We start from the raw sequence: 22,345 nt of genomic DNA, 5'->3' as shown, positions 1-22,345 counted from the left end.
GGCTTCCCGGACCGGGTGGCTTCCCGGGCCGGGTGGCTTCTCGCGCACCGGCCCGGTCAGTCCGCGGGCAGGTCAGTGCGCGTGCCGACCCGTCCAGTCCGCGGGCGGGTCAGTGCGCGTGCAGGACCAGCAGGGCCACGTCGTCGTCCGGGGGCTGCTCGGCGAACTCGTGGACGGCCCGCCGGATGCGCTCGGCCGTCGCCTCGGCGGGCAGCCCGGCGCACCCGGCCAGCACCCGGGCCAGCCCGTCCCCGTCGTCGAACATCAGCGGGCCCGACCGGCGCTCGGTCACCCCGTCCGTGACGCAGAGCAGGGTGTCCCCGGGCGCGAGGTCGAAGCCCTGGCTCTCGTACGCCACGTCCTCGACGACCCCGAGCAGCACCTGGGGCTCGGCGGCCGGGCGTACGGAGCCGTCGGGGCGCAGCAGCAGCGGCAGGGGGTGCCCGGCGCTGGCAACCGTGCAGCGGACCCCGCCGTCGGGGAGCGGCACGACCTCCCCGTACAGCAGGGAGAGGAACCGGGACTGGGTGCCGTCGTGGAGCTGCTGGCCCCCGGCGGCGGCGACCATGAGGGCGGCGGCCTCGGCGGCCTCCATGGCGTCGTCGAGGAGCAGCCGGTTCAGCCGGTCCAGGACCTCCCCGACGCCGAAGCCCTCCCGGGAGAGCAGCCGCAGCCAGGGGCGGGCGAGGCCGGTGACGACGGCGGCCTCGGGGCCGCTGCCCTGGACGTCGCCGAGGACGAAGCACCAGCGGTCGCCGGGGCACGCGAAGATGTCGTAGAAGTCACCGCCGACCACCCCGTCGTCGCTCGGTTCGTAGACGAGGGCGCTGGTGACGCCGGGGATCTCGGCGACCTTGCTGGGGAGCAGGCCGCGCTGGAGGATCCGGCTGATGGTGGCCTGGCGGGTGTAGGCCCGGGCCGCGCCTACGGCGAGGCCGAGGCGGCGGACGAAGTCCTCGATCAGCGAGCCGACGGCCTCCGGCACCTGGGCGACGCCCTCGCGGCCGACGAGGACGGTGCCGAGCGCCCGGCCACCGGCGGTGATGCGGAAGGCGAGCGCGGCCCCGTCCCGGCCGCCGGGGTGCGGGGGCGGCGCTGGAGCGGCCGGCCGGTCCTCGCGGCCCTCCCCGACCTCCTCCCGGTCGCTCTCGACGAGGTGGGCGGGCCAGGGCACGGGGACGGAGACGGGACCGCAGCCGACGCCTGCCGGGAGGCGCAGGGGCTCCCGCTCCAGGACGGCGCGCAGGGGCTCGGTGCCGGTCTCGTCGCTGTGCCAGACGCGGGCGAGCCGGGGTTCGGCGGCCGGTCCTCCGCCCTCGGCCTCCAGCCAGATCGCGCACCAGTCCGCCAGCCGGGGCACCAGAAGCTGGCCGGCTATGGCGGCCACCAGGTCCTCGTCAAGCTGCCCGGCGAGCAGGTCGGAGGCCTCGGCGAGGAAGGCCGGAGCGCCTCGGCTGTCCCAGACCGCGTCGTCGCGCTCGGTGCGTCTCGCGGCGGGGGCGAGGATCTCGGCGGCGCGCAGACCGCGCCTGAGGGCCTCCCCGTCGGGCGGGGCGGGCGGGGCGCTCCAGTCGTCGACCGGGAGGCGGGCCCAGACGGTCTTGAGGCCGGTGCGGTAGGTGATGCCCCAGGAGTCGGCGAGGGTGGCGACGAGCTGGAGGCCACGGCCGTACTCCGCGGGATCGGGCAGCTCCCCGGGGCTCACCCCGGCCGGTCCGGGTCCCGCGCCGGGCTCGTCGCCGCTCACCGGGCGGGCCGGGTGGTGGTCGGTGACCTCAAGGACGAGGGCGGCGGACGGCTCGTCGTCGCCCTCCTCCTCCAGTCTGAGCACCAGGTCGACGGTGGTCCCGGCGTGCACCACGGCGTTGGTGACCAGCTCGTTGGTGACGGTCACGGCGTCGTCGGCCAGCCGGTCGCTGAAGCCCACGGCCGCGGGGACCCCGATCCCGGTCCACTCCGCGAGCGCGGCCCGCACGAACCGGCGGGCGGCGGACGGGGCGAGCGGTATGCCGGGCAGGCTGGTGCGGCTGGCCAGGCGCGGGCCGTGCGCGAGCCCGGCACGGGTGGTGCCGGGACGCTGCACGATGTCCCGCTGCAAGGGAATGGGCGCCACGATGCGGCTCCTACGGTCCGACGACACCGACAGAGTGACAGACCGGCCGCATCCATAAGCACCGAGTTACCGAAGTGGGCAGAAAATCGAGCGGATTCGAACGCAACGCTTCGGAAACGCGCCACCCCGAGGGCCAGAGCCGGATCGGGGCCATGGAAGCCCTTCGCCGGCCGGATTCACGATGCGTCGGCAACGGTGTCGCCGGAGGACGGGGCTGCCCTCCTTCTGCGGTACACCACCACCCCGCACACCGTGAGGAGGAGCGCCGCCACGGCGGACACCCCGAGGACCGTCCGCTCGGCGAAGAGCCTCCCCAGGACCTCCAGCACGCCGAGCCCCGCGGTCGCGTAGATCAGCGCCCAGGCCGCTCCGCCCACGAACAGCGCGGGAAGGTAGCGCGGCAACGGCATGCGCATGCTGCCCGCGAGGAAGTTGACGGCGGTCTGGAACCCGACGGTCAGGAAGGAGACAGCGACCACCGGCGCCCCCCACCGCTGGATCGCGCGCTCGGCGCGCCGGAACTTCGCCGAAGAGGTCAGCCCCGCGAACCTGCCGCGCCGGGCGCCGGCTCCGGCGAGCCACCCGACGGCGAACGTCCCTCCGGCGCGGAGCAGGACGATGACGTACAGGGCCCCGGCCGCGAGCGCGATCCTCTCCACACTGCCCCCACCTCGCGCGCGGGCCCGAAGCCCGCGTTCTCCGTCACCACCCGGGCCCACCAAGGAAGGCCAGCCTAACCGAACGCGCACCCGGCGGACGCGGGGCGGTGGCCGCCGTCGTCCGGGTGAAATACTTACCACTCGGTCGGGATTTATCGCCCGCAAGAGTGTACGTTCGTACGCTCCGAGGTTAGGGTCCTCCGCATGACCGTCGACATCGAGGCACGTCCTCTCCGCGCCGGGCGGAACGCGCGGACCGCCGTGGCCGTCCTGTTCTTCACCAACGGGGCCGTGTTCGCCAACCTGCTGCCGAGGTATCCGCAGATCAAGGACGATCTGGCGATCGGCAACGGCGCCTACGGACTGGCGGTCGCCGCGTTCCCGGCGGGCGCCATCGCGGCCGGCCTCGCGGCAGGGGTGCTCATCCGCCGCGCGGGCTCGGCGCGGGTCGCGGTCGTCGGCACCCTGCTGACGGCGATGGGGATCCTGGCCGCCGGCCTCGCCCCATCGCCCGCGCTGTTCGCGGGCGCCTTGTTCCTGGCCGGAGCCATGGACGCACTGACGGATGTCGCGCAGAACGCGCACGGTCTACGGGTGCAGCGGCTCTACGGGCGCTCCATCCTGAACTCGTTCCACGCGATCTGGTCCATCGGCGCCGTCACCGGAGGGCTGATGGCCGCCGGAGCGATGTCGCTGGGCCTGTCGCTCGGCGTCCACCTCACGATCTCGGCGATCGTCCTCGTTCTCGCCGCCGTGACCGCACGGCGCTTCTGCCTGCCCGGCCCGGACAACGAACCGGAGGAGACGGAGACCGGTCCGGAACGGCGGAGCGCCGGGGGAGCGGCCGGCGCCTCGCGCGTCGGGTACGTGCTGGCAGCGCTCGTTCTGATCGCCACGGCCGGCGCGCTCGTCGAGGACGCGGGAAACTCCTGGGCCGCCCTCTACCTGACGGACTCCCTGCACGCCTCCGCGGCACTGGCCGCCTGGGGCTTCATCGCCCTGGTGGGCGCCCAGTTCATCGGGCGCATCATCGGGGACCGTCTCGTCGACCGCTTCGGTCAGCGCGCCGTGGCCCGGACCGGCGGCCTGATCACCACGGTCGGCATGGGACTCGCCCTGGCGGTGCCGACGCTGCCCGGAACCATCCTGGGCTTCGCCCTGGCCGGATTCGGGGTGGCGACGCTGGTACCCGCGGCGATGCACGAAGCCGACGCCCTGCCCGGCCTCAAACCGGGATCGGGTCTGACGATCGTCTCGTGGCTCATGCGCCTGGGCTTCCTGCTGTCCCCGCCGGTCGTCGGGTACGTCGCCGACGCGACCAGCCTGCGCACCGGCCTGCTGGTGATCCCCTGCGCCGGGCTGCTGGTGGTGGTGCTCGCCAGGGTCCTGCGAGGCCGACGCGGCTGAACTCGGCGCGGACCAGCGAGCGCCTACGAGCACCTGCGAGGCCGGCGCCAGTGAAGTAGGTCCGGCTGGCCTCGACCACCGCGGCGAACGACCGGCGCGGCGCCCACGTCGACGTCCGCGACGCACCGCTCCTGCCAGGCCGGGCGGCCGGAACGGGGAAGCCGGACACCTCAGGTGTCCGGCCGCCCCGCCAGTGCCCGTCCGGGGCCGGGGCCCCGCGCCGGCCGCGTGGCTCAGGCCTCGCGCGAGCCCGCGTACATCTCGTCGATGAGCCCCCGGTACTCCCGCTCGACGACCGGCCGCTTCAGCTTGAGGCTGGGGGTCAGCTCGCCGTGCTCGACGTCCAGGTCGCGCGGCAGGAGGCGGAACTTCTTGATGGTCTGCCAGCGCTGGAGGCCCTCGTTGAGGCGCTTGACGTACCCGTCGATCAGCTCGACGGTCCCCGGGGCGGCGACGACCTCCGCGTACGACTTCCCCTCCAGGCCGTTCTCGGCGGCCCAGCCCAGGAGGGTGGGGCCGTCGAGCGCGATGAGCGCGGTGCAGAAGTTACGGTCCGCGCCGTGCACCAGGATGTTGGAGACGAAGGGGCAGACCGCCTTGAACTGGCCCTCGACCTCCGCCGGGGCGACGTACTTGCCGCCGGACGTCTTGATCAGGTCCTTCTTGCGGTCGGTGATGCGCAGGTAGCCGTCGACCGACAGCTCGCCGATGTCCCCGGTGTGGATCCAGCCGTCCGACTCCAGGACCTCTTCGGTCTTGTCGGGCAGGTTGTGGTAGCCCTCCATGACACCGGGGCCGCGCAGCAGGATCTCGCCGTCCTCGGCGATGCGCACCTCGGTGCCGGGGAGCGGCTTGCCGACGGTGCCGGTGCGGTAGGCCTCGCCCGGGTTGACGAAGGAGGCGGCGCTGGTCTCGGTGAGGCCGTAGCCCTCCAGGATGTGGACGCCGGCGCCCGCGAAGAAGTAGCCGATGTCCGGGGCGAGGGCGGCGGAGCCGGAGACGCAGGCGCGCAGCCGGCCGCCGAAGGCCTCACGGATCTTGGAGAAGACGAGGGCGTCGGCGACCTTGTGCTTGGCGCCGAGCGCGAAGGGGACGGACGCCTTGCCGGTGCGGCGGAAGTTGTCCTGGGAGACCTTGGCGTACTCGCGGGCGACTCCGGCGGCCCACTGGAAGATCTTGTACTTGGCTCCGCCGCCCGCACGGGCCTTGGAGGCGACCCCGTTGTAGACCTTCTCGAAGATCCGGGGCACGGCGGCCATGTAGGTCGGCTGGACGACCGGCAGGTTCTCGATGATCTTGTCGATACGGCCGTCGACGGCGGTGACGTGGCCGACCTCGATCTGGCCGGAGGTGAGGACCTTGCCGAAGACGTGAGCCAGCGGCAGCCAGAGGTACTGCACGTCGTCGGCGTTGATCAGCCCGGTCGAGACGGTGGCCTTGGCCATGTACGACCAGTTGTCGTGCGGCAGCCGTACGCCCTTGGGGCGGCCGGTGGTGCCCGAGGTGTAGATGAGGGTGGCGAGCTGGTCGGCGGTGATCGCGGCGACCCGCTCGGTGACCGCGTCCGGGGTCTTGGCGAGGAGCTCGTCGCCCTGGGCCTCCAGCTCGGCGAGGGTGATGATCCAGCCCTCGGGGTCGTCATCGGCGGGCTCGACGCCGGCCGGGTCGATGACCACGACGTGGGCGAGGTTCGGCAGGTCCGCGCGGCTCTCCCGCGCCTTGGCCAGCTGCTCGGCGTTCTCCGCGATGAGGATCCGGCTCTCGGAGTCGGCCAGGATGAAGGCGGACTCCTCGGCGTTCGTGGACGGGTAGACGGTGGTCGTCGCGGCGCCCGCGCACATCACCCCGAGGTCGATGAGGATCCATTCCACCCGGGTGGCCGAGGAGAGGGCGACCCGCTCCTCCGGCCGCACGCCGAGGGCGATCAGCCCGGCGGCGATCGCGTAGACCCGCTCCGAGGCCTGGCCCCAGCTCAGCGACTTCCAGTCGTCGGGACCCGCGCCCGAGGCCGACGGCACCGGATAGCGGTACGCCTCCCCGTCCGGGGTCGCCGCCACGCGGTCGATGAAGAGGGCCGCCACGGAGGGCGGCCGGTTATCGATCAAGGTCTGTGTGTCGCTCACGACGTCCTCCGGGCCTGCGGCATTGCTACGACCGGCTTCTTTGATACGGCGGCTGGCTGCCGTGGTGCTCCTGCCCACCGCCTACTGCCTACTGCTCCCGTGCTTCTGCGCAACCTGCTTGGTCGGGCTTGTTTAACTGACCAGTAACCATCGAGTCGTGATCAGAGTAGAGCGCGCGTGTCCGCCACGTAAGAGGCAACGGACCGCGGCTTTCATAACGAAAGGGCCCCCACGCCGGTACTGCTGCGGCATGAGGGCCCTTGGAGAGCGGACTACTTCTTGCCCTTGCTCTCACCCGCGGACTCGTCCGTCGACAGGACGGAGATGAAGGCGTCCTGCGGAACCTCCACGTTGCCGACCATCTTCATCCGCTTCTTGCCCTCCTTCTGCTTCTCCAGCAGCTTCCGCTTACGGGAGATGTCACCGCCGTAGCACTTGGCGAGGACGTCCTTGCGGATGGCGCGGACGGTTTCCCGGGCGATGACCCGGGCGCCGATGGCCGCCTGGATCGGCACCTCGAAGTTCTGCCGGGGGATGAGCTTCTGCAGCTTGGCGACGAGCCGTACGCCGTACGCGTACGCCTTGTCCTTGTGGGTGACCGCGGAGAACGCGTCCACCTTGTCGCCGTGCAGCAGGATGTCGACCTTGACGAGCTGGGCCGACTGCTCGCCGGTGGGCTCGTAGTCGAGGGAGGCGTAACCCCGGGTCTTGGACTTCAGCTGGTCGAAGAAGTCGAAGACGATCTCCGCGAGCGGCAGGGTGTAGCGGATCTCGACCCGGTCCTCGGAGAGGTAGTCCATGCCGAGCAGGGTGCCGCGCCGGTTCTGGCACAGCTCCATGATCGCGCCGATGAACTCGCTCGGGGCCAGCACCGTGGCGCGGACGACCGGCTCGTGCACCTTGTCGATCTTGCCCTCGGGGAACTCGCTCGGGTTGGTGACGACGTGCTCGGTGCCGTCCTCCATCTCGACGCGGTAGACCACGTTGGGGGCGGTGGCGATCAGGTCGAGGCCGAACTCGCGCTCCAGCCGCTCCCGGACCACGTCCAGGTGGAGCAGGCCGAGGAAGCCGACGCGGAAGCCGAAGCCGAGCGCGGCGGAGGTCTCCGGCTCGTAGACCAGGGCGGCGTCGTTGAGCTGGAGCTTGTCCAGCGCCTCGCGCAGGTCCGGGTAGTCCGAGCCGTCCAGCGGATACAGCCCGGAGAACACCATCGGCTTGGGCTCCTTGTAGCCGCCCAGCGCCTCGGTCGCCCCGTTGTGCAGCGAGGTGATCGTGTCACCGACCTTGGACTGCCGGACGTCCTTCACCCCGGTGATGATGTAGCCGACCTCGCCCACGCCAATGCCGTCGGCCGGGGTCATCTCCGGGGACGACACCCCGATCTCCAGCAGCTCGTGGGTGGCGCCGGTGGACATCATCCGGATGCGCTCGCGCTTGTTGAGCTGCCCGTCGATGACACGGACATAGGTGACGACACCGCGGTACGCGTCGTAGACCGAGTCGAAGATCATCGCGCGGGCGGGGGCGTCCGCGACGCCGACCGGGGCCGGCACGTCGCGCACGACCCGGTCGAGCAGCGCGTCCACGCCGACGCCGGTCTTCGCGGAGACCTTGAGCACGTCCTCGGGCTGGCAGCCGATGAGGTTGGCCAGCTCCTCGGAGAACTTCTCCGGCTGGGCGGCCGGGAGGTCGATCTTGTTGAGCACCGGGACGATGGTGAGGTCGTTCTCCATCGCGAGATAGAGGTTGGCCAGCGTCTGGGCCTCGATGCCCTGCGCGGCGTCGACCAGCAACACCGTGCCCTCGCAGGCCGCGAGCGAACGGGAGACCTCGTAGGTGAAGTCCACGTGGCCCGGGGTGTCGATCATGTTGAGGACGTGGGTGGTGCCCGTGTCCTCACCCGTGTTGGGGGCCCAGGGCAGCCGGACCGCCTGGGACTTGATGGTGATGCCGCGCTCGCGCTCGATGTCCATCCGGTCGAGGTACTGAGCACGCATCTGCCGCTGGTCGACCACTCCGGTCAGCTGAAGCATCCGGTCGGCGAGGGTCGACTTGCCGTGGTCGATGTGCGCGATGATGCAGAAATTGCGGATCAGCGCCGGGTCGGTACGGCTCGGCTCGGGCACGTTGGAAGGAGTCGCGGGCACGCAGGGTCCTGATTCTTGAGACGCCGAACGCCGTGTCTCGGGTCGATGTCGGGTCGGTCGGATCGATACGTAGGCTCCATCGTCCCACGCCTGCGGGACAGCGACCGGTTTGGGCCGGTCGGAGGGTGACTGCTACCGTGGACAGCTGTGCCTCGTGGCTCTCACGAGCGGCGCGGCTCACCTGGAAGATCCAACGAACCTGAAAAGGCTCTATTCGTGGCGAACATCAAGTCCCAGATCAAGCGGAACAAGACCAACGAGAAGGCGCGCCTGCGCAACAAGGCCGTCAAGTCGTCGCTCAAGACCGCGATCCGCAAGGCCCGCGAGGCCGCCGTTGCCGGTGACGTCGAGAAGGCCACCACGGCCGTCCGCGACGCTTCCCGTCAGCTCGACAAGGCTGTCTCGAAGGGTGTCATCCACAAGAACGCCGCCGCCAACAAGAAGTCGGCGCTGGCGTCCAAGGTTGCCGCCCTGCAGGCCTGAGCTTCTTCCCGAAGCTCACTGATGTGACCGCCGGGACGGACCAGACGGGCCCTCTCTCCCGCCCCTGACCGGCACCCCGCGCCGCACACCGAACCTGCGTTCGCCACGCGGGTGCGGCGCACACCAGAGTGTTACCCGGAAGCCCCGGCCCCCGATCTCCCCAGATCGAGGACCGGGGCTTCCGCACGTGAGGCGACATCCAGTGCCCGCCCGGGGGCACATCCAGCCCGTCCGGCGCTTGAGGACGGAACCGGCGATCGCACGAGGCCCCGCACGCTCCCAGCACGGTGCCGAGGCAAACCCAGCCCGTCCGGCGCTTGAGGACGGAACCGGTACTTACAAAGGCCCCGCACACCGCGGCGAACCCCACGGCGAACCGCCCCCACCCCAACCCGAGAGGCCTACCGCCCAGCCCGCGCGGCCCGCGCAACAGCGACGACGGCCTTCTCCAGGGCGTACTCGGGGTCGTCCCCCCCGCCCTTCACCCCCGCGTCCGCCGCAGCCACGGCCCGAAGGGCCGAAGCGACCCCGTCCGGCGTCCACCCCCGCATCTGTTGCCGCACCCGGTCGATCTTCCACGGCGGCATACCCAGCTCCCGGGCCAGATCGGCCGGCCGGCCGCCCCGGGCCGAGGACAGCTTCCCGATCGCCCGTACCCCCTGCGCCAACGCACTGGTGATCAGGACGGGCGGGACCCCGGTCGACAGCGACCACCGCAGTGCCTCCAGCGCGTCCGCCGCGCGCCCCTCGACCGCCCGGTCGGCGACGGTGAACGACGAGGCTTCCGCCCGCCCGGTGTAATAGCGCCCGACGACCGCTTCGTCGATCGTGCCCTCGACATCCGCGATCAGCTGGGACACCGCACTCGCCAGCTCCCGCAGATCGCTGCCGATGGAGTCGACCAGCGCCTGGCAGGCCTCCGGCGTCGCGGACCGCCCGTGCGCCCGGAACTCCGACCGTACGAAGGAGAGCCGCTCTGCGGGCTTGGTGGTCTTCGGGCAGGCGACCTCCCGCGCCCCGGCCTTGCGCGCCGCGTCCAGCAGCCCCTTGCCCTTGGCGCCGCCCGCGTGCAGCAGGACAAGCGTGATCTCCTCGACCGGCGCGCCGAGATACGCCTTGACGTCCTTGATCGTGTCGGCCGAGAGGTCCTGCGCGTTGCGCACGATCACGACCTTGCGCTCGGCGAAGAGCGAGGGGCTGGTGAGTTCGGCGAGCGTGCCGGGCTGCAACTGGTCGGACGCCAGATCACGTACGTCCGTGTCGGCGTCGGCAGCGCGGGCGGCCACCACCACCTGCTGCACCGCACGGTCCAGGAGGAGGTCCTCCTGGCCCACGGCGAGGGTGAGGGGCGCGAGCGGATCGTCGGTGGAATTCTTCCTGGTGGCCATCGCGATCCAGCATCCCACGCCCCACTGACAGCCCGGACGGCCCCGGGCTGTCGGGGCGCGAGGCCGGTGCGCGGTGCGCGAACGCCCGTACCGGAGAATGGCCGGGTGAGCGATGTGAGACATGTACTGGTACTCCCCGACCGCGACGCCGCGGAGGAGGTGGCCGAGGAGCTGGCGGACCGCTTCGGGGTCGCCGAGGAGCCTCAGCTCGTACGGGACGCGCTGGCCGGCGAGGACGACGCCGAGGACGCCCAGTGGCTGGTGGTCGTGGAGGACGCGGCCGGACGTCTGGACCCGGCCGCGCTCGACGCGTTCGCGGAGGAGTACGAGGGCTGGCTGGAGAAGCCGTGACGCCCGGCCGGACCGGCCCTCGGGAACGGTCCGGCCCGCTCAGCCCTTGGGCACGATCTGGATGTCGAGGTCAATGACGATGCTCGGCCCCACCACGGCGATCCCGCGCGCCACCATGGTCTGCCAGGTGAGGGTGAAGTCCTCGCGGTGCAGTTCGGTGGTGGCCCGGCAGGCGGCGCGCGTCTCGCCCTCCAGGCCGCTGCCGATCCCGAGGTACTGGGTGTCCAGCGTCACGGTACGGCTGACGCCGTGCAGGGTCAGCGCCCCGGTGACACCCCACCGGCTGCCGCCCCGGTGGACGAAGCGCTCGCTGTAGAACTCCAGCGTCGGGTAGCGGCCGACGTCGAGGAAGTCGCCGGAGCGCAGGTGGTCGTCGCGCATCTGCACATTGGTGTCGATCGACGCCGCGTCGATGATCACGTGCATGGCGGAGTCCTCCATGCGGTCGGCGATCCGGACCGCCCCGGCGAAGGTGTTGAACCTGCCGTGGATGCGCGCCAGCCCGATGTGCCGGGCGGTGAACGCGATCTGCGAGTGGTTCGGCTCGATGTCCCAGTCGCCGGGGTCGGGCAGCTGCGGCGGCTGCGCCACCTGGAGGGTCACATCGCCCAGAGTGGCGTGCGCGCCCTCGGCCACCGTGACCGCTCCGTGGAACGGGGTGAAGCCCTCGGCCGTGATCGCCAGCCGGTAGTCGCCCGCAGGGACCGTGGCGAGAACACTGCCGAAGGGGTCCGTCTCCCCGCCGATCACCTTGCGGCCCGCGCTGTCGGTCACGACGAACTCGGCCTGCTGAACCGGTTCGTTGACCGGGTCCAGCACCCGGCAGTTGAGCACGCCCGCGGTACGGGGCACCTGGAATCCGGCGAGGGACCCACCGCGCCGACCCGCCTGGCCTCTGTTTCCCAGCCAACGGCCGAACATCTCTACGTACCCCCAGGGGCGCTGCACGCTTCGGGCCCCTGACATGTGGACGTCCTTGTCGGATCAGTGGCCCGCCGACGAATACGCATTCGATCACTATTGCGGCGTTCGAGGCAAACGGAGGGCCTCGGAGGGTCTTGTACGAAGCTGCCACAAGGTGTAATGAGGTGTACGGACGTATGACGAGGTGCGATGAGCTGCGTCGAGCGGCCACGCAGGTGTTGCCGAAGGCCCGAATGACAAGTTCCGCGGTGTGGATCAGTCGCCCGCTGTATTCGCCCTCGGCACCCGTCCCTCATCCGTCCGTGGCATCCGTCCGTGGCATCCGTCCCTGGTGTCCGTCCCTGGCGTTCGTCCGTAGCGTTTCGCGTGTCACCGGTCGGCGGCGGGCCCCGGCGCCGCGACCGTCTCCCGGAGCTGGGGGACCCGGGAGAGCCTCACCCCGAAGTGGTCCCGGTAGGCGGCGAGCACCTCCTCGTCCGTGGCCAGTTCCGTACGGTGCTGATCCCCGCCGACCGTGGTGACCAGGGTCCGCCCGCTCAGCGTCACCCTCCCGGTCTCCGTGTACCGGGAGCACACCAGGGATCGGGTGAAGTGCGAGTCCGGCGAGGTGCGGTGGTACCAGGCCCCTCCCCGGAACTCCGGCAGCGTCCGCGGCCTCAGGTCGAGCCGGAACTGCCGTGAGCCTCCGCGCAGCAGATCCAGATCCCCTTGCGGCGCCTGACGGAGCCGGAACACACCCCGGGGATCCTCCTGCTCCGCCCGGTCGTCGAGCGCCAGCGGCCACAGCGCGTTGTCGCCGAACCCGACATCCGCCAGCCAGGGCCCCGTACCGTCCTCGGTCTCCACCCGCAGCGCCATGTGGTCGTACGGAATGCCCAGCCGGCCGCCGTCGCCGAAGCCCCGGGCCTGGAGAAGGGTCACCCGGAAGCCGAGGGCCCGCAGCAACGCCCCGAACGCGCCGTTCAGTTCGTAGCAGAAGCCCCCGCGACCGCCGGTCACCTTGGCCATGAGCGCCCGTTCCTCCAGCACGATGTCCTCGCCCAGATGGACCGAGAGGTTCTCGAAGGGCACGGCGAGCAGATGCCGGTGCTGCAGGTCGCGCAGCGCTTCGATGTCGGCCCGCACCGGACGGTCCGCGCCGATCCGGGTGAGATAGGCGTCGACGGCAGCGGGGGTGATGCTGTCGTCGGGTCCCGGGACGGAGGCGCCGGACGTCATGGGTGTCTGCGGGGTCATGGGCCCAGTCTGCGCCCGCTCCCGCCCCACGGACCACCGGTCCTAGGACTCCTGACCGAGGCCCGTTGCCCGAGGCGTGGCACGGTGATCGCGGTCTAGCCTGACGGGCATGACCGAACACGATGCCGCGCGCAGCCGTGAGCAGCGCAAGCAGGACACCCTGGATCGTCTGCGACAGGACGAGGACGCGTGGGTGGCGACAGCCTCCGCGGACGGCGTGCCCACTCTGGTCCCGCTGTCGTTCCTCTGGGACGACGACACCGGCACCCTGGTCATGGCCACCCGGCGGACCAATCCCACCGCCGTCAACGTGACTCCCGACGGCCCGGTCCGCATCACCCTCGGCCCCACGCGCGACGTGGTGCTGATCGAGGGCGGGGCGAGGATCCTGGAGGGGGCCGACCTTCCCCCTGCGGCAAGGGAAGCCTTCGCCGCGAAGCTCCGATGGGACCCGCGCACCCCCGCCTGGGTGTTTCTGCACATCACCCCCCACACCGTGCGCGCCTGGCGCGAGGTGAACGAACTGGCCGACCGCGACCTGATGCTCGCCGGAGCGTGGCTGGTCTGACCCGCGCCATGTCATGACCGGCCCACCGCCCGCAGCGCCTTCCCGGTGCCCGTCACGGCGATCGGGCCGTCGGTGTCGGTGCGCAGGACCCGGGCCCCGGCCGCCCTGAGGGCGGCCACCGTGCGGGCCGAGGGGTGTCCGTACGGGTTGTCCGCGCCGCAGGAGATGAGCGCCAGCCTCGGCCGTACGCCGTGGAGCAGCCCGGTGTCCTGGAACGCCGAGCCGTGGTGGGCCACCTTGAGGACGTCCACGGGACCCGAAACCTCCCGGCCGCGCAGCAACTCCCGCTGGGCCGGGGGTTCGAGGTCCCCGAGGAGCAGCAGGGTCAGCCCGCCGGCCGCCCGTACGCGCAGCGTGACGCTGGAGTCGTTCGGCTCCCGCACCAGCGCCCCCGTGCCCCCGGGCCCTTGGCGCGGCCAGAGGACCCGCCAGTCGACCGGGCCCGCCCGGCGGTGCTCACCCGCCACGGCCCGCATCGTCGGGATCCGCGCCGCGGCCGCTGTCCGCCGTACGAACGCGGCCTGCTCCGGCGGCTCTTCGAGGCTCGTCGTCTGGATCGCGCCCACCGCCCTGCCCCGGAGCACGCCAGGCAGCCCGCGCACATGGTCGGCGTGGAAGTGGGTGAGGACCACGAGGGGGACACGGGTCACCGCGAGGTCGCGCAGACACCGGTCGACCGCACGGGGATCGGGTCCGGCGTCGACGACCACCCCCGTGCCCTCCCCCGCCATGAGCACCATCGCGTCGCCCTGCCCCACGTCGCAGAGGGCGAACGCCCAGTCGGGCGGCGGCCATCCGGTCATGATCCGGGTCAGCGGAACCGGCCTCAGCACCGCCAGCACGAGGAGCAGCCCGGTGGCCGCGCAGATCCACGGGCGCCGGGCCAGCCTCGGCGCCAGGAACACGGCCAGCACCGTGAGGCCGGCCAGCAGCGCCGCGCCGGACCACCCTCCGGGCCACTGGGCCTCCGCTCCGGGGAGCCCCGCCCCGGTGCGGGCGACCGTGGCGATCCACCCGACCGGCCAGCCGGCGATCCCGGCCAGCAGTTCGGCCACCGGCGGGGAGACCGGGGCGACGGCCAGCGCCGCGAACCCGAGCACGGTCGCCGGCGCCACGGCGAACTCCGCCAGCAGGTTGCACGGGACCGCCACCAGGCTGACCCGTGAGGCCAGGACCACCACCACGGGTGCGCACACGGCCTGCGCGGCCGCCGCCGCGGCCAGCACCTCGGCGAGCCTCCCCGGCACCCGCCGCGCCCGCAGCGCGGCGCTCCACCGTGGCGCGAGGGTCAGCAGCGCACCGGTGGCGAGCACCGACAGCAGGAAGCCGTAGCTCCGGGCGAGCCAGGGATCGTAGAGGACCAGGAGGACGACAGCCGCCGCCAGGGCGGGAATCAGGGACCTCCGGCGGCCCGTTCCGATCGCGAGGAGCGTGATGAGACCGCAGGCCGCCGCGCGGAGCACGCTCGGTTCCGGACGGCACACGACAATGAAGGCGAGGGTCAGCCCACCGCCGATCAACGCGGTCCCGCGCAGGGAGAGCCCCAACATCGGTGCCACGCCGCGCCGTTCCGCGCTCAGCGCCGAGCCCGGCGGCCCGACGAGGAGGAAGAGCAGGATCGAGAGGTTGGCCCCGGAAACGCTCAAGAGGTGCGTCAGATCGGTCGACTTGAAGGCGTCGTGGAGTTCGGGCGGGATCCTGGAGGTGTCACCGACCACCAGCCCCGGCAACAGCGCACGGGCGTCCGCGTCCAGATCGTCCGTCGCCTCCCGCAACCCGGCGCGCAGTTCCCCGGCCATGCGCTGGACCCGCGTCGGCGGACCGGTGATCCGAGGCGCCCCCTCGTCGTCCACCCGGAGAACCGCCGCCAGGTGTTCGCCCTCATGGGCGGGGGGCGAGAGCCTGCCGCCGAGCCGGAGCCGGGTGGACGGCAGCAGCTTCTGCCAGTCCGCCCGGTGGTCGCCCGCCGCGACCATGAGCAGCACCGGTGTCCGGACCCGGGTGCCCGAGCCGTCCGGCGTCCGCACCTCCACGACCTCGGCGTCGATCAGGAGAAGGGCCGGGGCGCTGTGGTTGCCCCGGACCGCCGGGCGGGTCGTCCGGGGATCCGAGGTCACCCGTACGTCGGCGTCGATCCGCGCGTACTCCTCCGCCAGCCCGGGGACCGGGCCGCTCCGGACATCGGCCCCATGGAGTCCGGCCACGGCCGCGCCCGCCGCCGCGCACAGCAGGACGGCTCCCCCGGCGGCGACGGCCCGGGACCGTCCGGCGGGCCGCCCCTCCCGCGAGGTGCGCGAGGCCACCACCAGCAGAACGACCGCCGGAACCAGACAGGCGGCTGCCACGGCGGCCGCCCACCGCCCCGGCAGCCCCAGCGTCGACGCCGCAGCCGCCCAGACCGCCAGGGCGGGCGGAACGAGCCGCAGGTCCGCGGGCCCCTCCGCTCGCGCCCCGGCACCACCCGGCGTTCCCGAATCACTCGGCGCACCCGGAACACCCGGCGCAACCGGAATACTCGGCGTTCCCGGAACACTCGGCGCACACGCCGAACTGCCCGCGGCATCGCCCGCCCCCCGGACGTAGGGCCGGGCAGCCTCCCGGCTGCTCATGGCCGTACGAGCGGCTGGAGTTCGGCGAAGCGGCGGTCGCCGATCCCGTTGACCTGCCTGAGCTCGTCGACGGACCGGAATCCGTTGTTCTCCGTGCGGTAGTCGATCATGTGCTGGGCCAGCACGGGCCCGACCCCTGGCAGCGTTTCCAACTGCTCCGCGGTCGCCGTGTTCAGGCTCAGCGGTGCCGAGGGCCCGGGCCCGCCCGGCGCGCCGCCCGGCCCGTCGGCCCCGGCGTGCCCGCCACCGCCCGGCCCGGGGGGCGGCGGGCCGGGCGGCAGACCCACGACGACCTGCTCACCGTCCAGCAGGACCCGCGCCCGATTGATCCCCGTCACATCCGTGCCCGCGCGCACACCCCCCGCCGCGTCGAGCGCGTCCGCCACCCGCGAGCCCGCCGGAAGCCGGCGGACCCCCGGCCGAAGCACCTTGCCGCTCACATCGACGACGATCTGCCCTCCCCCGCCCCCAACCACGTCCGGTGGCGCCCCTGCGGTCGGACGGGGGGCCTGTCCGGTGCCCCCGGACCGTAACGGGTCCGGAGGCAACGCGGGCGCCGCCGCTTCGTCGGCGACCGGTTCCGGCGGGCGCACGGCCTGGGGGCGTACGGACCAGAAGTGGAACGCCGCGACACCCACGGCGGCGAGCAGCACCAGTCCGAGCACCACCGGCGTGCGCGGCGCCATCCCGCACCGGAGCCGCAACCACAACGGCAGCCGCTCCCGAACGGCCGACACGAGACGGCCCGCCCTAGCCGTACCCCCGGACACCACCCCCGGGGCTTCCGACACGGGCACGGGCGCGGGCTCCGCCTCACATACCGATACGGGCACGGGCTCCGCCTCACGTGCCGATACGGGCACGGGCTCCGCTGTACCGCGCCCTGGCCCGGGGACACCTGCCATCAGCGCGTCCGCCCGACGACGCGCGGCCATCGCGGCACGGGCGGAACGCCCCCGCGCGGACAGCCGCCCACCATGGCGTGCATCGGAACGCGCGCCGGGGCCCACGCCCGCCCGGCCACTCGGGCGCGTGCCGGAACCGCGTCGCACCCGTGCGGGCGTCCTCGCCGACAACGGGTCGGGCGGCTCAGGCGAGGGCGGAGGTGGAAACGTGGACGATGCGTCGGATGACGGGGCAGAGGCGGAAGGAGCATCGGGAGCCGACGCTCGAGAAGATCGAAGGGCCATGCCTCACGACGTTAGGCACATCCGCCCGAACCCGCTGAGCAGCACCGATTCCTGTGGAAAGACCGGCGGTTGTGGACAACTCGACCACTCCACGGGGTGAAATCCCGCTCAGCGCGAGGAGATCAGCGCAGCGAAAGCAACGCAGAGAAAGCAGCGCGGTGAGATCCGCGCGGTGAGATCACCGCAGAGAGATCACCGCGCCGAGCAGCCCCGGCCCCGTGTGCGCCCCGATCACCGCGCCGACCTCGCTGACGTGGAGGTCGACCAGGCCGGGAACGCGCTCGCGCAGCCGCTCGGCCAGGCGCTCCGCGCGCTCCGGGGCGGCGAGGTGGTGGACGGCGATGTCCACCGGGGCCGCCCCCGCCCGCTCGGCGACGATCTCCTCCAGGCGGGCAATGGCCTTGGACGCCGTCCGCACCTTCTCCAGCATCTCGATCCGTCCCGCGTCGAGCTCCAGGATCGGTTTCACCGCCAGCGCGGATCCCAGCAGGGCCTGCGCCGTACCGATGCGTCCGCCCCGGCGCAGATAGTCGAGCGTGTCGACATAGAAATACGCCGACGTGCCTGCGGCCCGCTTCTCCGCGGCCGACACCGCCTCGTCCGGGCCACCGCCCGCCTCTGCGGTCTCCGCAGCCGCCAGAGCGCAGAATCCCAGGGCCATGGCGACCATGCCGGTGTCCACCACACGTACCGGAACGGGGGCGTCCGCCGCAGCGAGCAGCGCGGCGTCGTACGTGCCCGAGAACTCCGACGACAGGTGCAGCGACACCACCGCGTCCGCGCCGCCCTCGGCCGCCGCCCGGTAGGCCGCGGCGAAGACCTCGGGGCTGGGGCGGGACGTGGTCACGGAGTGGCGTTTCTGCAGAGCCAGGGCGAGCGAACGGGCCGAGATCTCCGTGCCCTCCTCCAGCGCCCGGTCGCCCAGGACGACGGTCAGCGGCACTGCGGTGATGCCGTGCCGTTCCATCGTCGGGCGCGGCAGGTAGGCCGTGGAATCGGTGACGATAGCGACATGGCGGGACATGAGCCGGAGGTTACCTGGCGTGGTGGAAGTGCGGCAGCCCGGCCCCGGCCCTCTGATCGTTCATGGCCTCTTCGGAGCGTATCCGGCCGGGTCGTGGATACGCCCGAGCCGTCGCGTGTGCCTCAGTTCGTCGTTTCCGGCCGGGTGGACTTCTGCCAGGGGTAGGTCGTGCGCAGCCGCGGGTCCGGGGCGGTGATCGCCTGCGGGCTCTCCTCGCGGGCCGGTCCGGACCACGCCTGGTCGGCCGTGCTGCTGTTCCCGGCCGAGGGGTCCGTCGAGGCGGCCGGCTCGGGCCAGTCCGTCCCGGGGCCCTGGCCCGGTGTCGAGGCGGGTGCCCCCGCGCCGGATGCCTGCGGCGGCTCCTCGACGGTCCAGTGCCGCAGCGCGCCGGCCTCGATGTCGATCTGCGCGTTCAGCGCGTCCAGGTCGTCGTCGGCGAACTGCCGCGCCCGGTCCCGCGCCGCCCAGCGCAGCGACTCCGCCGAGTGCGTGATCCGCTGCGTGCGTTCCCTCAGCTTGGGCAGCAGGCCCGCGACCGTCGCCCGGTCCGGCTCGCGCTCCAGCCGCTTCAGCTCGTCGTCCAGTTCGAGGCCGTGCTCGCTGAGCCTCCGGAACAGTGCCACCGACTCGGCCAGGGACGCGTCCTCGGCGGCACCGGCGTGCAGAGCGTCCTGCGTGGCGCGCATCGAGGTGCGCAGGGCGAGCCGGAGCTGCGCCAGCTCGCCGGCGACACCCGTCTGCCCGAAGCTCTTGGCCCGGAGCGTGGTGTCCTCCACGGTGCGCCGGGCCTGCGTGATCGTGCGGTCCACACCTCGCTTGGCCGCGCCGACGGCCTTCACGGTCGCGTAGACGCCCAGCGCGACGAACGCGACCAAGAGCAACGCCAGGATCGTGATCGCGGCTTCCATGAATGCCCCTCGATATCTCGATGCGGCCGCCGATACCGGTCGCCCCTCCACCGTAAACGGAACGGGCAGGCCGAGGGTTCCTTCGGAACCCCCAACCTGCCCGTAGGGGATGGCCCCCACCACGCCCAGGGACCATCACGCGGCTGCTATCACCCGGCCGCCACCGCCCGGCCGTCGTCACACAGCAGCGGTCACGCAGCAATCGTCACGCGGGGACGATGTTCACCAGCTTCGGCGCGCGCACGATCACCTTGCGGATCCCGGCCCCGCCCAGCGCCGCGACGACCGCCTCGTCGGCCAGGGCCAGCGCCTCCAGCTCCTCGTCCGTGATGGCGGGCGAGATCTCCAGGCGGGCCCGGACCTTGCCCTTGATCTGGACGACGCAGGTGACGGTCTCGTCCACGACGTACGCCGGGTCCGCCACCGGGAAGTCCTGGTGCACGACCGACCCGGTGTGGCCCAGCCGCCGCCACAGCTCCTCCGCGATGTGCGGGGCCAGCGGGGCGATCAGCAGGACCAGCCGCTCGGCGACGGAGCGCGACAGCGGGCCGCCGGCCTTCGTCAGGTGGTTGTTCAGCTCGGTGACCTTGGCGATGGCGGTGTTGAACCGCATCCCCGCCATGTCCTGGCCGACCCCGTCGATGGCCTTGTGCAGGGCGCGCAGCGTGTCCTCGCCGGGCTCCGTGTCGACGACGGTGATCTCACCGGTCTCCTCGTCGACCACATTGCGCCACAGCCGCTGGAGCAGCCGGTACTGACCGACCACGGCCCGGGTGTCCCAGGGGCGCGACACGTCCAGGGGGCCCATCGCCATCTCGTACAGGCGCAGGGTGTCCGCACCGTACTCGGCGCAGATCTCGTCCGGCGTGACCGCGTTCTTCAGGGACTTGCCCATCTTGCCCAGGACGCGGCTGACCTTCTCGCCCTCGTGGTAGAACGCGCCGTCGCGCTCCTCCACCTCGGCGGCGGGAACGGCGATGCCCCGGCTGTCGCGGTAGACGAAGGCCTGGATCATGCCCTGGTTGTACAGCTTGTGGAACGGCTCGGCGGAGGAGATGTGGCCCAGGTCGTGCAGCACCTTGGACCAGAAGCGCGCGTACAGCAGGTGCAGCACGGCGTGCTCGGCGCCGCCGACGTACAGGTCGACACCACCGGTGGGCTGCCCCTCACGCGGACCCATCCAGTACTGCTCGATCGCCGGATCGACCAGCTGACGGTCGTTGTTCGGGTCCAGGTAGCGCAGCTCGTACCAGCAGGAACCGGCCCAGTTGGGCATGGTGTTGGTCTCGCGGCGGTACTGCCGGGGGCCGGCGCCTTCGCCCAGGTCCAGCGTGACGTTGACCCAGTCGGCGTTGCGCGACAGCGGGGTCTCGGGCTGGGCGGTCGCGTCCTCCGGGTCGAAGGTGCGCGGGGAGTAGTCCTCGACCTCGGGCAGCTCCAGCGGCAGCATCGACTCGGGCAGCGGGTGGGCGATGCCGTCCTCGTCGTACACGATCGGGAACGGCTCGCCCCAGTAGCGCTGCCGGCTGAACAGCCAGTCGCGCAGCCGGAAGTTGACGGTGCCCTCGCCGACGCCGTGCTCCTTCAGCCAGTCGGTGATCCTCGCCTTGGCCTCGACGACGCCCAGGCCGTCCAGCGAGATCTCCTCGTTGGCGGAGTTGACCAGCTTCGCGTCGTACGAGGCGAAGGCGTCGTCCCACGTGGAGGGGTCGGTTCCGCGGTCGTCGGAGGGCTGCACGACGCAGCGCATCGGCAGCTCGAAGGCGCGCGCGAAGGCGAAGTCGCGCGCGTCGTGCGCCGGTACGGCCATGATCGCGCCGGTGCCGTAGCCCATCAGGACGTAGTCGGCGATGAAGACGGGAACCTTCTCGCCGCTGACCGGGTTGGTCGCGTACGCGCCGGTGAAGACACCGGTCTTGTCCTTGGCCTCGGCCTGCCGCTCGACGTCGGACTTGGCTGCGGCCTGCTTGCGGTACGCGGTGACGGCCTCGGCCGGGCTCGCGTGGCCGCCCGTCCACACCGGGTGGGTGCCCTCGGGCCAGGCGGCCGGGATGATCCGCTCGACCATGTCGTGCTCGGGCGCCAGCACCATGTACGTCGCGCCGAACAGGGTGTCCTGGCGGGTGGTGAAGACGGTGATGCCGCCGGCGGTGTCCACCGGGAACTCGACCCGGGCGCCTTCGGAGCGGCCGATCCAGTTGCGCTGCTGCAGCTTGATGGCCTCGGGCCAGTCCAGCCCGTCCAGGTCGTTCAGCAGCCGGTCCGCGTAGGAGGTGATGCGCATGTTCCACTGGCGCAGCTTGGCCTTGAAGACGGGGAAGTTGCCGCGCTCGGAGCGGCCGTCGGCGGTGACCTCCTCGTTGGCCAGGACGGTGCCCAGCCCGGGCGACCAGTTCACCGGGGCGTCGGAGGCGTACGCCAGGCGGTACTCGCTCAGCAGGTCGGCGCGCTCGGTGGCGCTCAGCGCGCTCCACTCACGGCCGTCGGGGGTCGCGCGCGTACCGCTCTCGAACTGCTCGACCAGCTCGGCGATCGGGCGGGCCCGGTCGGCCTCGGTGTCGTACCAGGAGTTGAAGATCTGCAGGAAGATCCACTGCGTCCACCTGTAGTACTCGGCCTCGATCGTCGCGAAGGAGCGGCGGTTGTCGTGGCCCAGACCCAGCCGGCGCAGCTGGGCCTTCATGTTCTCCATGTTGGCCTCGGTGGAGACCCGGGGGTGGGTGCCCGTCTGGACGGCGTACTGCTCGGCGGGCAGGCCGAAGGCGTCGAAACCCAGGGTGTGCAGCACGTTGTGGCCGGTCATCCGCTGGTGGCGGGCGTAGACATCGGTGGCGATGTAGCCCAGCGGGTGTCCGACGTGCAGCCCCGCGCCCGAGGGGTACGGGAACATGTCCATGATGAACTTCTTCGGCTTGGCGGCCAGCTCCGGGTCGCCCGCCAGGTCACCGGTGGGGTTCGGGGCCTCGTACGTCCCCTCGGAGGCCCAGAAGTCCTGCCAGCGTGCCTCGATGTCGGCGGCCATCGCCGCCGTGTAGCGGTGCGGCGCGGCCGTCTCGGCTGCGGAATTCGTCTCGCTCATGATCCTCAAAGCTCCATCGATCGTCATCTGCCGGGAAACGAAAAATCCCCTCGCACAGGAGGGGACGCCGCGCTGACTCCGACCAGGCGTTCTCACCGGTCGGGACTGTTCAGCGCGGCTCGCTAAGCAGAAGGCG

Annotated in this window: 16 protein-coding genes; 4 read left to right on the top strand and 12 right to left on the bottom strand. The window is 72.1% G+C overall.

The annotated features are described in order from the left end of the window. Positions 1-109: 109 nt before the first annotated feature. Entirely contained in the window at positions 110-2,113 is a 2,004-nt protein-coding gene (locus AB0F29_RS07675) for an ATP-binding SpoIIE family protein phosphatase (protein ID WP_361868500.1), read from the bottom strand. A 176-nt stretch (positions 2,114-2,289) separates the two neighbouring features. Beyond that, positions 2,290-2,772: a VTT domain-containing protein gene (locus AB0F29_RS07670; RefSeq protein WP_361868497.1), complete on the bottom strand. Its 483-nt coding sequence runs from the start codon at positions 2,770-2,772 to the stop codon at positions 2,290-2,292. A gap of 204 nt (positions 2,773-2,976) precedes the next feature. Here AB0F29_RS07670 and AB0F29_RS07665 point away from each other — a divergent pair, with 204 nt between their 5' ends. After that, complete coding sequence (locus AB0F29_RS07665) at positions 2,977-4,179, top strand: MFS transporter (RefSeq protein WP_361868495.1); 1,203 nt, start codon at positions 2,977-2,979, stop codon at positions 4,177-4,179. A gap of 233 nt (positions 4,180-4,412) precedes the next feature. Here the strand turns inward: AB0F29_RS07665 and AB0F29_RS07660 are convergent, their stop codons facing one another. Both AB0F29_RS07660 and lepA read right to left on the bottom strand, forming a co-directional pair. Further along, complete coding sequence (locus tag AB0F29_RS07660; RefSeq protein ID WP_361868493.1) at positions 4,413-6,302, bottom strand: long-chain fatty acid--CoA ligase; 1,890 nt, start codon at positions 6,300-6,302, stop codon at positions 4,413-4,415. Between the two features lie 272 nt (positions 6,303-6,574). Beyond that, complete coding sequence (gene lepA / locus AB0F29_RS07655) at positions 6,575-8,449, bottom strand: translation elongation factor 4 (RefSeq protein WP_026291097.1); 1,875 nt, start codon at positions 8,447-8,449, stop codon at positions 6,575-6,577. A 216-nt stretch (positions 8,450-8,665) separates the two neighbouring features. Between lepA and rpsT the strand changes: the two genes are divergently transcribed. Beyond that, a complete protein-coding gene (rpsT, locus tag AB0F29_RS07650) occupies positions 8,666-8,932 on the top strand; it encodes a 30S ribosomal protein S20 (protein ID WP_018961227.1) in 267 nt (88 codons plus the stop codon). Positions 8,933-9,333: 401 nt separating this feature from the next. Here the strand turns inward: rpsT and holA are convergent, their stop codons facing one another. Then, positions 9,334-10,320, bottom strand: a complete 987-nt coding sequence (gene holA / locus AB0F29_RS07645; RefSeq protein WP_361868490.1) for a DNA polymerase III subunit delta — start codon at positions 10,318-10,320, stop codon at positions 9,334-9,336. A gap of 105 nt (positions 10,321-10,425) precedes the next feature. On the opposite strand from holA, the gene AB0F29_RS07640 reads away from it, so the two are divergent. Continuing rightward, positions 10,426-10,671, top strand: a complete 246-nt coding sequence (locus AB0F29_RS07640) for a hypothetical protein (protein ID WP_003969241.1) — start codon at positions 10,426-10,428, stop codon at positions 10,669-10,671. A 39-nt stretch (positions 10,672-10,710) separates the two neighbouring features. Here AB0F29_RS07640 and AB0F29_RS07635 read toward each other — a convergent pair whose 3' ends face one another. Together AB0F29_RS07635 and AB0F29_RS07630 are read right to left on the bottom strand one after the other, a co-directional pair. After that, complete coding sequence (locus AB0F29_RS07635; protein WP_361868729.1) at positions 10,711-11,592, bottom strand: YceI family protein; 882 nt, start codon at positions 11,590-11,592, stop codon at positions 10,711-10,713. A gap of 372 nt (positions 11,593-11,964) precedes the next feature. Further along, positions 11,965-12,831 carry an arylamine N-acetyltransferase gene (locus tag AB0F29_RS07630; RefSeq protein ID WP_361868486.1) on the bottom strand — a complete coding sequence of 289 codons (867 nt, stop codon included), beginning with the start codon at positions 12,829-12,831 and terminating at the stop codon, positions 11,965-11,967. 109 nt (positions 12,832-12,940) lie between these two features. On the opposite strand from AB0F29_RS07630, the gene AB0F29_RS07625 reads away from it, so the two are divergent. Further along, positions 12,941-13,399: a pyridoxamine 5'-phosphate oxidase family protein gene (locus tag AB0F29_RS07625; RefSeq protein ID WP_361868482.1), complete on the top strand. Its 459-nt coding sequence runs from the start codon at positions 12,941-12,943 to the stop codon at positions 13,397-13,399. Positions 13,400-13,410: 11 nt separating this feature from the next. On the opposite strand, the gene AB0F29_RS07620 is transcribed toward AB0F29_RS07625, so the two are convergent. The 5 genes from AB0F29_RS07620 to leuS all read right to left on the bottom strand — a co-directional run bounded on the left by AB0F29_RS07620 (position 13,411) and on the right by leuS (position 22,209). After that, positions 13,411-15,825: a ComEC/Rec2 family competence protein gene (locus AB0F29_RS07620; protein WP_361868726.1), complete on the bottom strand. Its 2,415-nt coding sequence runs from the start codon at positions 15,823-15,825 to the stop codon at positions 13,411-13,413. 179 nt (positions 15,826-16,004) lie between these two features. Further along, on the bottom strand, positions 16,005-16,694 hold the full coding sequence (locus AB0F29_RS07615) for a ComEA family DNA-binding protein (protein WP_361868479.1): 690 nt from the start codon (positions 16,692-16,694) through the stop codon (positions 16,005-16,007). Positions 16,695-17,376: 682 nt separating this feature from the next. Next, entirely contained in the window at positions 17,377-18,222 is an 846-nt protein-coding gene (locus AB0F29_RS07610) for a DegV family protein (RefSeq protein ID WP_361868476.1), read from the bottom strand. Positions 18,223-18,344: 122 nt separating this feature from the next. Beyond that, positions 18,345-19,130: a hypothetical protein gene (locus AB0F29_RS07605; RefSeq protein ID WP_361868473.1), complete on the bottom strand. Its 786-nt coding sequence runs from the start codon at positions 19,128-19,130 to the stop codon at positions 18,345-18,347. Positions 19,131-19,335: 205 nt separating this feature from the next. Then, positions 19,336-22,209, bottom strand: a complete 2,874-nt coding sequence (gene leuS / locus AB0F29_RS07600; protein WP_361868470.1) for a leucine--tRNA ligase — start codon at positions 22,207-22,209, stop codon at positions 19,336-19,338. Between the last annotated feature and the right edge of the window lie 136 nt (positions 22,210-22,345).

Source organism: Streptomyces sp. NPDC026589 (assembly GCF_040638385.1).
GTDB lineage: Bacteria > Actinomycetota > Actinomycetes > Streptomycetales > Streptomycetaceae > Streptomyces.
Note: the sequence above shows the minus strand (reverse complement) of the source record. Positions and strands in the feature narration are given on the sequence as shown.

Coding starts and splice junctions, on each gene's coding strand:
- AB0F29_RS07665 (WP_361868495.1), top strand. CDS start 2,977: ATGACCGTCGACATCGAGGCACGTCCTCTCCGCGCCGGGCGGAACGCG.
- holA (WP_361868490.1), bottom strand. CDS start 10,320: ATGGCCACCAGGAAGAATTCCACCGACGATCCGCTCGCGCCCCTCACC.
- AB0F29_RS07635 (WP_361868729.1), bottom strand. CDS start 11,592: ATGTTCGGCCGTTGGCTGGGAAACAGAGGCCAGGCGGGTCGGCGCGGT.
- AB0F29_RS07630 (WP_361868486.1), bottom strand. CDS start 12,831: ATGACCCCGCAGACACCCATGACGTCCGGCGCCTCCGTCCCGGGACCC.
- AB0F29_RS07625 (WP_361868482.1), top strand. CDS start 12,941: ATGACCGAACACGATGCCGCGCGCAGCCGTGAGCAGCGCAAGCAGGAC.
- AB0F29_RS07615 (WP_361868479.1), bottom strand. CDS start 16,694: ATGGCGCCGCGCACGCCGGTGGTGCTCGGACTGGTGCTGCTCGCCGCC.
- AB0F29_RS07610 (WP_361868476.1), bottom strand. CDS start 18,222: ATGTCCCGCCATGTCGCTATCGTCACCGATTCCACGGCCTACCTGCCG.
- AB0F29_RS07605 (WP_361868473.1), bottom strand. CDS start 19,130: ATGGAAGCCGCGATCACGATCCTGGCGTTGCTCTTGGTCGCGTTCGTC.
- leuS (WP_361868470.1), bottom strand. CDS start 22,209: ATGAGCGAGACGAATTCCGCAGCCGAGACGGCCGCGCCGCACCGCTAC.